The organism is Mesorhizobium sp. M0968, assembly GCF_040319065.1.
In the GTDB taxonomy this organism is placed as follows: Bacteria; Pseudomonadota; Alphaproteobacteria; order Rhizobiales; family Rhizobiaceae; genus Mesorhizobium.
The window spans coordinates 269,427-282,570 of sequence record NZ_JAMYNL010000002.1 but is presented as its reverse complement, the minus strand read 5'-3'; the positions used below and the strand labels follow the sequence as shown (position 1 = coordinate 282,570).

The 13,144-nt window shown below is 63.6% G+C and carries 14 protein-coding genes; 11 read left to right on the top strand and 3 right to left on the bottom strand.

From position 1 onward, the window contains the following. Position 1 precedes the first annotated feature (1 nt). On the top strand, positions 2 to 619 hold the full coding sequence (gene cobO / locus NKH67_RS04185) for a cob(I)yrinic acid a,c-diamide adenosyltransferase (RefSeq protein WP_352470254.1): 618 nt from the start codon (positions 2 to 4) through the stop codon (positions 617 to 619). A 499-nt stretch (positions 620 to 1,118) separates the two neighbouring features. Beyond that, positions 1,119 to 1,433, top strand: a complete 315-nt coding sequence (locus NKH67_RS04180) for a hypothetical protein (protein WP_352470255.1) — start codon at positions 1,119 to 1,121, stop codon at positions 1,431 to 1,433. A 27-nt stretch (positions 1,434 to 1,460) separates the two neighbouring features. Here NKH67_RS04180 and cbiB read toward each other — a convergent pair whose 3' ends face one another. Then, positions 1,461 to 2,432 (bottom strand): adenosylcobinamide-phosphate synthase CbiB, encoded by a 972-nt coding sequence (gene cbiB, locus NKH67_RS04175; protein ID WP_352470257.1) that lies wholly within the window; start codon positions 2,430 to 2,432, stop codon positions 1,461 to 1,463. Here cbiB and cobD point away from each other — a divergent pair. From cobD to NKH67_RS04160, 3 genes are all read left to right on the top strand, one after another. Then, the gene (gene cobD / locus NKH67_RS04170) at positions 2,431 to 3,486 is read left to right on the top strand and encodes a threonine-phosphate decarboxylase CobD (protein WP_352470258.1); all 1,056 of its coding nucleotides are present in this window, start codon (positions 2,431 to 2,433) and stop codon (positions 3,484 to 3,486) included. The genes cbiB and cobD overlap by 2 nt on opposite strands. Then, a complete protein-coding gene (locus NKH67_RS04165; RefSeq protein ID WP_352470259.1) occupies positions 3,483 to 3,986 on the top strand; it encodes a tyrosine phosphatase family protein in 504 nt (167 codons plus the stop codon). The genes cobD and NKH67_RS04165 overlap by 4 nt, the downstream gene beginning before the upstream one ends. Positions 3,987 to 4,057: 71 nt before the next feature. Further along, positions 4,058 to 5,254 carry a serine hydrolase domain-containing protein gene (locus NKH67_RS04160; RefSeq protein ID WP_352500974.1) on the top strand — a complete coding sequence of 399 codons (1,197 nt, stop codon included), beginning with the start codon at positions 4,058 to 4,060 and terminating at the stop codon, positions 5,252 to 5,254. Positions 5,255 to 5,318: 64 nt separating this feature from the next. Here the strand turns inward: NKH67_RS04160 and NKH67_RS04155 are convergent, their stop codons facing one another. Continuing rightward, positions 5,319 to 6,122, bottom strand: a complete 804-nt coding sequence (locus NKH67_RS04155; protein WP_352470262.1) for a creatininase family protein — start codon at positions 6,120 to 6,122, stop codon at positions 5,319 to 5,321. Between the two features lie 57 nt (positions 6,123 to 6,179). Next, positions 6,180 to 6,563: a RidA family protein gene (locus tag NKH67_RS04150; RefSeq protein WP_352470263.1), complete on the bottom strand. Its 384-nt coding sequence runs from the start codon at positions 6,561 to 6,563 to the stop codon at positions 6,180 to 6,182. 276 nt (positions 6,564 to 6,839) lie between these two features. Between NKH67_RS04150 and NKH67_RS04145 the strand changes: the two genes are divergently transcribed. From NKH67_RS04145 to NKH67_RS04120, 6 genes are all read left to right on the top strand, one after another. Further along, entirely contained in the window at positions 6,840 to 7,844 is a 1,005-nt protein-coding gene (locus NKH67_RS04145) for an ABC transporter substrate-binding protein (protein ID WP_352470264.1), read from the top strand. Between the two features lie 3 nt (positions 7,845 to 7,847). Further along, positions 7,848 to 8,690: an ABC transporter ATP-binding protein gene (locus NKH67_RS04140; protein ID WP_352470265.1), complete on the top strand. Its 843-nt coding sequence runs from the start codon at positions 7,848 to 7,850 to the stop codon at positions 8,688 to 8,690. Then, positions 8,677 to 9,528, top strand: a complete 852-nt coding sequence (locus NKH67_RS04135) for an ABC transporter permease (RefSeq protein ID WP_352470266.1) — start codon at positions 8,677 to 8,679, stop codon at positions 9,526 to 9,528. The genes NKH67_RS04140 and NKH67_RS04135 overlap by 14 nt, the downstream gene beginning before the upstream one ends. A gap of 160 nt (positions 9,529 to 9,688) precedes the next feature. Further along, positions 9,689 to 10,990, top strand: a complete 1,302-nt coding sequence (locus NKH67_RS04130) for a cytosine deaminase (protein WP_353030373.1) — start codon at positions 9,689 to 9,691, stop codon at positions 10,988 to 10,990. Continuing rightward, complete coding sequence (locus NKH67_RS04125) at positions 10,990 to 12,387, top strand: FAD-binding oxidoreductase (RefSeq protein ID WP_352501107.1); 1,398 nt, start codon at positions 10,990 to 10,992, stop codon at positions 12,385 to 12,387. The genes NKH67_RS04130 and NKH67_RS04125 overlap by 1 nt, the downstream gene beginning before the upstream one ends. After that, positions 12,384 to 12,965, top strand: a complete 582-nt coding sequence (locus tag NKH67_RS04120) for an NAD(P)H-dependent oxidoreductase (RefSeq protein WP_352500973.1) — start codon at positions 12,384 to 12,386, stop codon at positions 12,963 to 12,965. The genes NKH67_RS04125 and NKH67_RS04120 overlap by 4 nt, the downstream gene beginning before the upstream one ends. Positions 12,966 to 13,144: the final 179 nt, after the last annotated feature.

Below are 13,144 nucleotides of genomic sequence, written 5' to 3'. Positions count from 1 at the left end.
CATGGCTGATACTATCGATGCCAAGGACGAGGAACGCCACCGCGCCAAGATGGCCAAGCGCAAGGCGGTGCAGGACGCCGAGGTCGCGGCCAAGACGATCGAGAAGGGGCTGCTGATCGTCAACACCGGACCGGGCAAGGGCAAGACCACGGCCGCCTTTGGGCTGGCACTCAGGATGCTCGGCTATGGCAAGCGCGTCGGCGTCGTTCAGTTCATCAAGGGCAAATGGCACACCGGCGAGAAAGACGCCTTTACCGCCTTCGGCGACCGTGTCGTCTGGCACGCCATGGGCGAAGGCTTTACCTGGGAGACACAGGACCTGAAGCGCGACATCGCGGCGGCCGAGGCTGCCTGGGCGAAAGCGCTGGAGCTGATGGCCGAGCCGTCGATCAGCCTCGTGGTGCTCGACGAGCTGAACATCGCGCTGCGCTACGACTACCTCGATCTCGAAAAGGTGGTCGCGGCGCTGAAGGCGCGTCGCGAAGGCCTGCATGTCGTCGTCACCGGCCGCAACGCCAAACCGGTATTGGTCGAGGCGGCCGATCTGGTCACCGAGATGGGCGTGACCAAGCACCACTTCTCCGCCGGCGTGAAGGCGCAGCAGGGGATCGAGTTCTGAGGGGTGTTGCTGGCGCCTCTTCTTCCTTTTCCCCTTGTGGGAGAAGGTGGATTGGCGCGCAGCGCCAAGACGGTTGAGAGGTGCTGGCCGGGGCGCTGTTGGTGCCAAGCTGGAACACCCCTCATCCGGCCGCTTCGCGGCCACCTTCTCCCACAAGGGGAGAAGGGAAAGCCGCACGAAGCGGGTCGCCCCGGGAATGGTAAGGGTGAGGGGCGGCGCCGACCTGACGCGATCATTTGAGGCGCAGCCCTATTTTGTTCTTGCTTTGTGCCGGCAGCTATGCTCCTAATTTCGGTATGGTGCTAATTGGCTCCAACGACCCGCCGCATGGTGGGTTTTTTGTTTCGCCTGAGATCGGGCGAAGATCACAACAGAATTACGACCGTCGAGATTACCCCAAACAGTGCGATCAGCAGAAAGTCGGCGATCCGGTAGAGTTTCAGTGCCGCCGGATGTCAGGGGATAGTGTTCTGGTCGCTTGCGAGGCTGGAGATTGTTCGTGGACCAGGCGGTAATCGTCTATCTTATTCTCAATGATGGTCAGTTTGGTGCCGCTGACGAACGCGAATCCATTTATGCGCTCGAGGATCGGCTAGAGAAAGCTATCGAGGATGCATCGGTCGGCGAGTTTGACGGTGACTTGTTTGGTGAAGGCGAATGCATCCTCTACATGTATGGGCCAAACGCTGAACGACTTTTTGTCGTAGTCGAACCCTTATTGAAATCTTCTCCCGTAGCTGCCGGTGGGTACGCGATCAAAAGGTTTGGCGTGGAAGCCGATCCGAGCGCAAAGGAAGTCCGTGTTACCTGGTAGGTCGGGTTTGCCGACCCATTCGGACGTTCACGCGGCGATGACGATCACCGCGACCACGCCGAACAGCGCGATCAGCAGTAAGTCGGCGACGCGGTAGAGTTTCAGCGCCCGTCGGATGTCGGTGCTCTCGACATCATCGCGCCGGCCGCCGTCGCCCATCAATGCGTCTTCGACCATCACGCCGTCATAGGAACGGGGGCCGGCGAGCGCCAGGCCGAGCCCGCCGGCCATCGCTGCTTCCGGCCAGCCGGCGTTGGGCGAGCGGTGTTTTTTCGCATCGCGCCGCACGGCGTGCCAGGCGCCCTTGGCGTCGGCGCCCTTGACCAGAAAAGCGGCGAGTACGATCAGCAGCGCCGTCAGCCGCGACGCCGGCAGATTGATCCAATCGTCGAAGCGCGCCGCCGCCCAGCCGAAGGCTTCGTGGCGCGGGGTGCGATGGCCGATCATCGAATCGGCGGTGTTGGCGGCCTTGTAGGCGACGCCGCCGGCGAGCCCGCCGATACCGAGCCAGAAGGCCGGAGCGACGACGCCGTCGGAGAAATTCTCGGCCAGGCTTTCGATCGCGGCGCGGCAGACAGCGGCCCTGTCGAGCTTTTCCGGGTCGCGACCGACGATCCGCGAGACGGCAATTCGGCCCATGTCCAGTCCGCCGCTGTCGAGGGCATCGGCGACCGCTTCGACATGCTCGGCCAGGCTCTTCTGCGACAGCAGCGACGTCGCCAGGATTGCGGTGACCAACCAGCCGAGGGGAATGCTCCAAAGCAAGGTTTCGAGCCAGAGGGCGAGGGCGGCCGGCACCAGCACGATCACCAGCAGCGCGAAGACGCCCCAGCCGCGACGGTGGGCGTCGGAATCAGTGGCGCGGTTGAGCCTGCGGTCGAGAAAGGATATCAGCCTGCCGAACCAGGTGACGGGATGGCCAATGGCATCGAAGAGCCGGGCCGGGTAGCCGAGTACAAGTTCGATGGCCAGCGACAGGAAAGTGATCAGGATCGGCATGAAGTCTCTTGATGGAGTGACGGCGGCAGTGGACCACGGCGGAAGCCTTGGCCGGGCGAGGGCGCTTTTCCCTCGCGCGCCGCTGCCTTTCGTGGACCTCTCGACCGGGATCAATCCGCACTCCTACCCGCTTTTCGATTTGCCCGCCACCGCCCTGTCGCGATTGCCGGAAACAGCGCGCAGCCGCGACTTGGCTGAACGCGCGGCAAGCGCCTATGGCGCCCCGTCGGCGGCGAATGTCGCAGCGGCGCCCGGCACGCAGATCCTGTTGCCGCGCGTCGCTTCCCTGGTCAGCCCGGGCACGGCGCTGGTGCTCGGGCCGACTTATGCCGAGCATCGGCGGGCAGCGGCGATCGCCGGCCATGCGGCGGCTGAAGTCGATGATTTCGAAGCCCTGGCGGCGGCCGACCTTGCCGTCGTCGTCAATCCCAACAACCCGGACGGGCGCGTCGTCGAGCGCGAAAGATTGCTTCGACTTGCCGGGACATTGCGCGCCAGAGGTGGGCTGCTGGTGGTCGACGAGGCCTTCATGGATGTCGGCCCGCGCAGCGAAAGCCTGGCCGGCGACGTCGACCAGGGCGGCATCGTCGTGCTGCGTTCGTTCGGCAAGTTCTTCGGCCTGGCCGGCCTGCGGCTTGGCTTTGCACTGGCCGATGCGCTGACGGTCGAGCGGCTGGAGGCGCAATTCGGGCCATGGGCGGTTGCCGGGCCGGCGCTCGAATATGGCATAAGGGCGCTTGCCGATACCGGCTGGCAGGCCGGGATGCGGCGCCGTCTGGCCGAGGATGCCGCACGGCTCGATACGCTGTTCGGCCGCTTCGGCGTGCCTGTCGCCGGTGGCACCACGCTGTTCCGCTATATCAGGCTGGCGGGCGCCGCCGGCCTGTTTTCGGTGCTCGGCCAGCGCGGCATCCTGCTTCGGCATTTCGCCGGCCGGCCGGATGTGCTGCGCGCCGGCCTGCCGGGAGCCGACGAAGAATGGCGGCGGCTCGAATCGGCACTTGCCGGCTGGGCCTCGCGGCGCGACGATGGGTCCAAGGAGACTTCGCGATGATCCATGTTTGTTCCCTGGCAAAAATCGAGGAAACGGTGGCAAGGACCGGGGCCGAGCGGCTGCTATCGCTGCTTGCCGCCGGAACGGAAGTGGTGCGCCCGGCCTCGATCACCAGGGAAAACCATCTGCATCTGGTCATGCACGACATTGCGGTGGCGCAGGAGGGCATGACGATGCCGGGCGAGGAGCATGTCCTGAACCTGCTCGATTTCGCCCGCCAATGGGATCGGTCGCGGCCGCTGGTGGTGCATTGCTATGCCGGCATCAGCCGCTCGACCGCCTCGGCCTATATCATCGCGGCAGCCTTGGCGCCGAAGCGCGACGAGGTCGAGTTGGCCGAGACTCTGCGCAGGCTGTCGCCCACGGCGACGCCCAATCCGCGGCTGATCGCGATCGCCGACACACTGCTCGATCGCAGGGGCCGGATGATCGAAGCGATCCAGGCGATCGGGCGCGGCGCGGATGCTTTCGAAGGCACGCCGTTCGAATTGAAAATCTGAGCCTAAAAATCCAGGAAAATGCGCAGGAGTTCTAACACACGGCCAAGGGGCGAATGATGATCGGGAGAATTTTGGCCATCGTTGTTGGCGTGGTCTGCGCGACAGGCAGCGCCATGGCCGCGTCCATGCCGGCTCTCAAGTCGATCGACCTGGCAGCGCTCCAAGCCACTGTCGAGGGTTTGGCCAAGGAACTTATGCTGCCCGGTGCCATGATTTTGCTCAAGACTCCGCGGGGCAACCTCATCTTCGGCTACGGTACGACTGAACTGGGTGCCACGAACCCGCCGCGCGCCGATACCCACTTCCGTGCGGCCTCGAACACCAAGACGATGACCGCCGCTGTCATCGTGCAACTGGTGCAGGAAGGGAAACTGAGCTTCGCCGATCTGATCTCGAAATACGTCCAGCGCGTTCCCAACGGCGACGAGATAACCATTCGGCAGCTCATAACAATGCGGAGCGGCCTCCCTAACTTCACCAATGCGCCGGAACTTGCCGAAAGCCTGGACAAGTATCCTTACAGGGTATGGACCGCTGATGAAGTACTCGGCATGGCGTTCAAACGGCCGCCGGACTTCGCGCCGGGTGCCGAATTCGAGTACAACAACACCAACTACTATCTGCTCGGCCTTGTTGCCGAGAAGATCGACGGCAAGCCGCTCTCGACCATCTTCCGGGACCGCCTGTTCGGACCGCTCGGCATGAAGAACACGGCGTTGCCGCCGAGCACGTCGAACGCCATCCCCGAGCCATACTCAAACGGCTATCTCTACGGCAGTACTTCGTACGCCCTGGCTGATGCGCCCTATCCGGACGACCTCCAGGCTGCGGCCAGGGCGGGAACGCTCAAGCCCAACGACGACACATGGCAGAACCCATCCGCCTACTTTGCGGCTGGCGGAGTCATCTCCACCGCGGATGACCTCGCGACCTGGATGCGCGCGCTAGTCGGGGGCAAGCTCTTCAATGCCGACTTTCAGCGGCAGTGGCTTGCAAGCCCTGAGGCGCCGGAGCCGGGCGAACCCGCCATGCAAAAATACGGCTATGGCATCCTAACGCTGACCTTCGGGCGTAACGAAATCTACTATCACGAAGGCGAGATGCCCGGTTACCAGTCCTTCATGGGCTACGATCCGGCCAATGACGTGACCCTGGTCATATGGACCAACCTGACTCTCGCGCTCGACGGCCAGGCGACCGCCAACACCTTGATGGTAAAGATACTGGACGAAATCTACACGGTGTCGCCGCTTCAAGAGGTGAAGTGAGGATCCTCGCGCGCGAATGGAATCGCCCCTCGTGAGCGAGGCCTGAGCTGGTGGGATCAAACACCTAAGCCAACCAATCCGCCAGCTTTGCATTGCGCACGTCCCTCAGCAGGCCAATGAAGCCGTCGGCCTGATGCTCGGCGGTGAGCTGGCCTTTTTCGGCGGTTGCAACGCTGGCGTCGCCAACCACGCCATTCGGGTTGAGATCGCTGGCGATCCAGGCGAAGGCGTGCGTTCCGGTGTGGCGCAGCAGCGCAAATTCCTTTTCGGCGCGGGCGACCTTGGACACGAAATTGTCGGCCTTGGCCATGTCGACGAGATCGGGCCGGAAATGCAGCATCAGCGAGGTCTCGACGTCGCCGCCATGAATGCCGTGGCGGTCCTCGAGCTCGGTGTACATGCCGGCCGGCCGGCCAAAACGCTGCCAACTGGTCTTTACCGCCAGCATCGTTGCCCGCACGCGCAATTCGCGGGTGATGATGCCCATGATCTCCTCATTGCCGCCATGCGAGTTCACGACAATCAGTTTTCGGACGCCGGCGCGCGCGACCGACAGGCCAAGTTCGGTCCACGCCTCGACCAAGGTCGTCGCCGGCAAAGTGAGGGTGCCGGGCGCATGCAAATGCTCGTTCGACTTGCCTACCGCCTGGACCGGCAGGATGCGGATGTCGAGATCGCCGGGCAGGCGCGCGATCACCGTTTCCAGCATGCCGTTCATGATCGAGGTGTCGGTCGAGACCGGCAGATGCGGGCCGTGCTGCTCAATCGCCGCCAGCGGCAGAACGGCAATGGTCGCCTCAGGATCGACGGTCGCGTATTCGGTGGTCCGGTAGTCACCCCACCATACGCGTTTTTTTGCAGCGGTCATGTCATGCCCTCTTGAACCGACAAGCCCAGACCTAACGCGGGAACGATCGGCTGTCGATCATCCCGCCGCAATGACCTCGATCTCGACCTTGAATTCCGGCCGGGCAAAACCGGACACGATCATCAGCGTCGAGGCCGGCGCCGGGCTGGCAAACAGCCGGTCGCGAACCTCCATATAGGGCCGCAGGAAGGCGCGGTCGGTGACGTAGGTGTTGATGCGGACGATGTCGGACAGGCCGAGCCCGGCCTCGCCGAGAATCGCCGCTATGTTCTGGAAACAAAGCTCGGCCTGTGCGCCGGCCTCCTCGGGGATCTGGTCGTCCGGGGTGATTGCGACTTGGCCCGAACACAGCACCAGCCGCTTGCCGGGCGGCAGTTCGACACCATGGCTGTAGCGGGCGAAGGGCGGCTTGATCGACTTCGGCGTGAGAAATTTGAACATGGCAATCTCCGTTCACGGCAGCCTAAAGCGGGATCGATGCGGGCATCAAGATGGCGGTGCATGTCACGAGGGCGATTGTGGACAGGCGATCAAAAAATAGGCACGATGCCTTTCGTACAGCATGACCCGTCCGGCCTTCGCGCCGCCATTGCTCAGGCGGGCATTGCACAAGCGGGCGGTCCCGGCGCAACGCGCCGGTGGCATGTGTCTTGCTTCTTGAAACAATGGTGTCGAGCCCGACGCGTGACGCGCCGGAGCGAACAAAGGGTGGTGTGGATGTACGGAAAACTCAAGATTTCGGCGGGCGTGATCGTGCTGCTTGGCGCAGGCACGCTTGCCGCGGCAGCGAACGAAAAAGTCACCTTCGGCACCAACTGGCTGGCCGAGCCGGAGCATGGCGGTTACTACCAGGCCGTGGTGGACGGCACCTATGCCGCCTGCGGCATCGACGTGACGATCATGCAGGGCGGCCCACAGGTCAGCGGCCGGCCGCTGCTGCTGGCCGGCAAGATCGATTTTTACATGGGCGGCAACCTGCTGTCGGCCTTCGATGCCGTGCAGCAAGGCATACCGATGCGCGTCGTGGCGGCCGACTTCCAGAAGGACCCGCAGGTCATCATGTCCCATCCCGGGCAGGGGCTGGATAAATGGGAAGACCTGAAGAACGCCGACCAGTACATCCTCGGCGACGAAGGTGCGCAGACCTTCTTCCAGTGGATGGTCACCGACCTCGGCTTCGATGCCGCCAAGCGCGTGCCCTACACCTTCAACCCGGCGCCGTTCATCGCCAACAAGAAGTCGATCCAGCAGGGTTACGTCACCTCGGAGCCATTCGCCGTCCAGAAGCAGGGCGGTTTCACGCCGAACCAGTTTCTGCTGGCCGACTATGGCTGGGACACATATGCAACGACGGTCGAGACCATGCAGGAGACGATCGACAAGCGTCCCGAGGTGGTCCAGTGCTTCGTCGATGGCTCGGCCAAAGGCTGGTACAATTATCTCTACGGTGACAACAAGGCCGCCAACGAGATGATCAAAAAGGAAAATCCGGACATGACGGATGAGCAGATCGCCTTCTCGATCGAGCAGCTGAAGAAGTTCGGCGTGGTCGATTCCGGCGACAGCGAAAAGCTCGGCATCGGCGCCATGACCGATGCGCGCATCCAGAGTTTCTACGACAAGATGATCAAGGCCAAGGTCACGCCGGCGGGCATCGACATCAAGAAGGCCTACACGCTGGCCTTCGTCAACAAGAGCGTCGGGCTCGACCTGAAGAAGTAGGCCGTGAAGCTGGAGAAAGTGGCGCAACAGCCAGGAAGCGTATCGGGGCCGACGCTGTTGGCGTTGCGTGACGTCGGCAAGGTGTTTTCCAACGGCGTCACCGCGCTTAGCAATGTCGAGCTGACGATCCGGGAAGGCGACTTCCTCAGCCTGCTCGGGCCGTCGGGCTGCGGCAAGTCGACGGCGCTGCGGCTGATTGCCGGCCTGTCGACGCCGACCTCTGGCGTGCTCGACTGGCGCGGCAGCGGCGCCCTCGAGCGTTCGAATATCGGCGACCGTTCAAATATCGGCTTCGTCTTCCAGGAGCCGACGCTGCTGCCCTGGGCCGACGTCTTCGACAATGTCTGGCTGCCGCTGCGGCTGAAGGGCGTGTCGCGTGCCAAGGCGGCGCCGGCGGTGATGGAGATGCTGGCGCGGGTTCACCTGACCGGCTTCGAGAAGGCCGTGCCGCGCGAACTGTCGGGCGGCATGAAGATGCGCGTCTCGATCGCCCGCGCCATGGTAACCAAGCCGCGCATTCTGTTGATGGACGAGCCGTTCGCCGCACTCGACGAGATCACCCGCTTCAAGCTCAACAACGACCTTCTCGAGCTTTGGCAGGATGAGCGTTTTACCGTCGTTTTCGTCACCCACAGCGTCTTCGAAAGCGTATTCCTCTCCAACCGCATCGTCGTCATGGCGGCGCGGCCGGGCCGGGTGTTTGCCGAGCTTGCCATCGATGCATCCTATCCGCGCGATGAGGCGTTTCGCACCTCGCCCGACTATGCCGCGCTCTGCCGCCAGGCATCCGACGTGCTGATCGGCGCCATCAACTCAACTGCCGGACCGCATCATGACGGCCATTGAAGAACAGATCCCGGCGCTCGACCCGGAGGAGGCGCGCCGCGTCCGCCAGGAGCGCTTCGAGCGCATCGGCAGATGGCTGCTGCCGCTGGCCATCATGATCCTGGCGATCTGGCTGTGGGACCGCATCTGTGTCTGGAACGACATCCCGAAATACATCCTGCCGCGTCCCGGCGTGGTGCTGCAGACGCTGCATGACGATGCCGGGCTGCTGTTCTCCTCGCTGCTGGTGACGCTTCGGATCACTTTCCTCAGCTTGGCTCTTGCCGTGGTCGGCGGTGTCGGGCTGGCGGTGCTGTTCGCGCAGTCGAAATGGGTGGAGATGTCGTTCTTTCCGTTCGCCATCGTGCTCCAGGTGACGCCGATCGTCGCGATCTTTCCGCTGATCAACATCTATGTCGACAACCAGACGACGAAGCTTTTGCTTTGCGCCTGGATCGTCGCCTTCTTCCCGATCCTCTCCAACACCACGCTCGGCCTCAATTCCGTCGACCGCAATCTGCGCGACATGTTCAAGCTCAATGGCGCCACCCGCTGGCAGCAATTGCGCTATCTGCGGCTGCCTGCGGCGATGCCTTATTTCCTCGGCGGACTGAAGATCGCCGGCGGCCTGTCGCTGATCGGCGCGGTGGTGGCCGAGTTCGTCGCCGGCGCCACCGGCCAGTCGTCCGGCCTCGCCTCGCGCATCATCGAGGCCGGCTACCGGCTCAACGCACCAAGGCTGTTCGCGGCGCTGATCCTGATCTCGCTCACCGGTATCCTGATCTTCCTGGTACTGTCGCTGATATCGCATCTCATTTTGCGGCGCTGGCACGAGAGCGCGCTGAGGCAGGAGCGGTGATGGAGTTATTCTCGCAGGCAGGCGCTGCCCCTCACCCTTACCCTCTCCCCGTGGAGAACGGGGAGAGGGGGGCGCCAGCGTTGCGGCCAATCCCTTCTCCCCGTCACTATACGGGGAGAAGGTGGCGGCAGCCGGATGAGGGGCAGCGATGACCTCAACGATGATCCCTCAATCCGGTCAATTCGTACTAAGCAATGTCCGGCTTCATGCGTCGCTGACGCCGGGCCTTGCTGGAGGCTTCGACGCCGACGGATTTGCGCTTGCCGATATCGCCGTCGCAGACGGCAGAATCTCCAATATTGTCGGACATAGCCGATCCAATGCACCGGCGGATGCCCCCGACCTCGGCGGCCGCATCGTGCTGCCGTGCTTCGTCGACTGCCACACCCATATCGACAAGGGCCATATCTGGCCTCGAAAACCCAACCCGGACGGCACCTTCATGGGCGCGTTGAATGCGACCGGCGCCGACCGGGCGGCGCGCTGGAGCGCCGACGACGTTGCCCGTCGCATGGATTTTTCGCTGCGCTCGGCCTATGCGCACGGCACCAGGGCGCTGCGCACGCATCTCGACAGCGTTGCGCCGCAGGAAGAGATCTCCTGGCCGGTGTTCGAGACGATGCGGGAGAAGTGGCGCGGCCGCATCGAGCTGCAGGCGGCCTGCCTGCTTGGCATCGAGGGCGTGCGCGACAGGAAGTGGTTCGAGCGACTGGCCAAGCGGGTGGCCGCCGCCAAGGGCGTACTCGGCGTCGTCACCTACATGGTGCCGGATCTCGAAGAACTGCTCGACCAGGTGTTTGAGCAGGCGATCAAGCATGGCCTCGACCTCGATTTCCATGCCGACGAGACCGACGACGTCTCGGCGATCTCGCTGAAGAAGATTGCCGAAGCCGCCCTCTGGAACGGTTTTGACGGGAACATCCTTGTCGGTCATTGCTGCTCACTGGCGCGCCAGCCCGACCTCGACGTGCTCGACACGCTGGACAAGGTCGCCAAGGCCGGCCTGGCGGTGGTGTCGCTGCCGATGTGCAATCTCTATCTGCAGGACCGGCGCGGCGACAACACCACGCCGCGCTGGCGCGGGGTGACGCTGCTGCACGAGATGAAGGCGCGCGGCATTGCCGTCGCCGTCGCCTCCGACAATACGCGCGACCCGTTCTACGCCTATGGCGATCTCGACATGCTGGAGGTCTACCGCATGGCGACGCGCATCCTGCATTTAGACCATCCCGTTGCCGACTGGCCGCAAGCTGTCACCGCGACGCCGGCCAAGGTGATGCGGCTCGATGGTTTCGGCACGCTTGCCACCGGAGCGCCGGCCGATTTCGTCGTCTTCAAGGGGCGAAGCTGGACGGAATTGCTGTCGCGGCCCGAATCGGATCGCATTGTCGTGCGCGACGGGCATGCGATCGAGCGGCAGCTGCCCGATTATGCCGAACTCGATGATTTGATGGTGGAATGATGGACATTGCGGCGCTCAAGCGCGACCTGGACGGCCTCAAGGTCGACGATCATCCGGCGATCGTCCAGCAGAAGAGCCGCGACTTCTACTGGTACAGCCCGGTGCTGAAGCAGCAGCTCGATCACGTCACCGGTGACCTGATCGTGACGCCGAAAACCGAAGACGAGGTCGTCCGCATTCTCGCAGCCTGCCACCGGCATGGCGTGCCGGTGACGCCGCGCGGCAGCGGCACCGGCAATTACGGGCAGGCGATGCCGCTGTCGGGCGGAGTCGTGCTCAATCTCGCCGAGATGAACGCGGTCAAGGCGATCGCGCCGGGCCGTGTCGTCACCGGCCCCGGCGCCGTGCTCGCCGACATCGACAAAGCGACGCGGGCGCATTCCGGCCAGGAGCTCCGCATGTCGCCGTCGACCTACAACACCGCATCGATCGGCGGCTTCGTCGCCGGCGGCTCCGGCGGTATCGGCTCGATCCGCTGGGGCGGACTGCGCGACCTCGGCAACGTCATCCGGCTGAGGACCGTGACGATGGAGGCACGGCCGCGGGTCATGGAGCTCACCGGCGAGGACGTGCTGAAGGTGATGCACGCCTACGGCACCAACGGCATCATCACCGAAGTCGAGATGCCGCTGACCGCCAGCTATGACTGGATCGACGTCATCGTCGGCTTCGACGATTTCATGGATGCGGCCGGCTTCGGCAACGACCTCGCCATCCAGGACGGCATACTGGCGAAACTGATCACACCGATCGCAGCACCCATCCCCTACGATTACTTCAAGCGCCACCAGCGGTTTTTCCGGCGCGGCCAAAGCATCGTCGTCCTGATGATCGCGCCGCATGCGATGGATGCTTTCCTTGCCTTCACGGCGCGCAGCAAGGGCGAGATCGTCTTTCGTGCCGACAAGGAGGCCGATCTCAAAGGGCTGCCGCCGGCCTATGAGCTGACCTGGAACCACACGACGCTGCGTGCCATCCGGGTCGATCCGACGATCACCTATCTGCAGACCCGCTATCCGTCGCCGGACCACCTCGGCCACGTCAAGGCGATGGTCGACCGCTTCGGCGACGAGGTGCCGGCGCATCTCGAATTCATCCGCTTCGACGGCGCAATCGGCATTGCAGGGCTGCCGCTGGTGCGCTTCACCACGGCGGAGCGGCTCGACGAGATCATCCGCATCCACGAGGACAATGGCTGCTGGATCTTCAACCCGCACCGCTACACGCTGGAAGAAGGCGGCATGAAGCGCACCGACGAGGTGCAACTCGCCTTCAAGCGCGAAACCGACCCGCAAGGGCTGCTCAATCCGGGCAAGATGATCGCCTGGGAAAACCCGGACTATGATTATCGCTCGGGCAAGTCGTTCCTGTTCAAGGGGCTGGAGAAGGCGGGTTGAAAATCCTCGTCCTCTACGCTCATCCGGTGGAGACCAGCTTCAACGCCGATCTGCGCCGGACGATCGTCGAGCGGCTGAAAGCGGCCGGCCATGTGGTCGACGATTGCGATCTCTATGCCGAGGGTTTCGATCCCAGGCTGACGCGGGCCGAGCGGCTGTCCTATCACGACGCGCGCAGTGCCGGCGATCCGGCGGCGCCCTATGTCGAGCGCCTGTTGCGGGCCGAGGCGCTGGTGCTGTCGTTTCCGGTGTGGAACTTCGGCTATCCGGCCATTCTGAAAGGCTTTTTCGATCGCGTCTTCCTGCCCGGCGTGTCGTTCAAGCTGGTCGACGGCAAGGTGCAGCCGTCACTGCACAACATCCGCAAGGTGGTCGCGGTCACGACCTATGGCGGCAGCCGGTTCCGAGCCATGCTGATGGGTGACCCGCCGCGCAAGCTGGTCAAGCGGGTGCTGCGTGCGACGATCAAGCCCGGCGGGTCGGTTTCCTACCTTGCGCATTACTCGATGAACCTGTCGACGGACGAGACGCGGACGAGGTTCATCGCGAAGGTCGCGGCCAGGATGGACGCGTTCTGACGCGGGAGGGGACTTTTCCTTCTCCCCTTGTGGGAGAAGGTGGATCGGCGCGTAGCGCCGAGCCGGATGAGGGGTGCTGGAAGAAACGCGGCGTGGGAAGATTGGGACGGGAGTAAACGCTAATTCCCTTGAGGTAGCGATCCTTCCAACACCCCTCATCCGACCGAGCTTCGCTCGGC

Excerpts from the sequence above, each read along its gene's own strand:
- cobO (WP_352470254.1), top strand. The coding sequence starts at position 2 with ATGGCTGATACTATCGATGCCAAGGACGAGGAACGCCACCGCGCCAAG.
- cobD (WP_352470258.1), top strand. The coding sequence starts at position 2,431 with ATGAAGTCTCTTGATGGAGTGACGGCGGCAGTGGACCACGGCGGAAGC.
- cbiB (WP_352470257.1), bottom strand. The coding sequence starts at position 2,432 with ATGCCGATCCTGATCACTTTCCTGTCGCTGGCCATCGAACTTGTACTC.
- NKH67_RS04165 (WP_352470259.1), top strand. The coding sequence starts at position 3,483 with ATGATCCATGTTTGTTCCCTGGCAAAAATCGAGGAAACGGTGGCAAGG.
- NKH67_RS04155 (WP_352470262.1), bottom strand. The coding sequence starts at position 6,122 with ATGACCGCTGCAAAAAAACGCGTATGGTGGGGTGACTACCGGACCACC.
- NKH67_RS04150 (WP_352470263.1), bottom strand. The coding sequence starts at position 6,563 with ATGTTCAAATTTCTCACGCCGAAGTCGATCAAGCCGCCCTTCGCCCGC.
- NKH67_RS04145 (WP_352470264.1), top strand. The coding sequence starts at position 6,840 with ATGTACGGAAAACTCAAGATTTCGGCGGGCGTGATCGTGCTGCTTGGC.
- NKH67_RS04135 (WP_352470266.1), top strand. The coding sequence starts at position 8,677 with ATGACGGCCATTGAAGAACAGATCCCGGCGCTCGACCCGGAGGAGGCG.
- NKH67_RS04130 (WP_353030373.1), top strand. The coding sequence starts at position 9,689 with ATGATCCCTCAATCCGGTCAATTCGTACTAAGCAATGTCCGGCTTCAT.
- NKH67_RS04125 (WP_352501107.1), top strand. The coding sequence starts at position 10,990 with ATGGACATTGCGGCGCTCAAGCGCGACCTGGACGGCCTCAAGGTCGAC.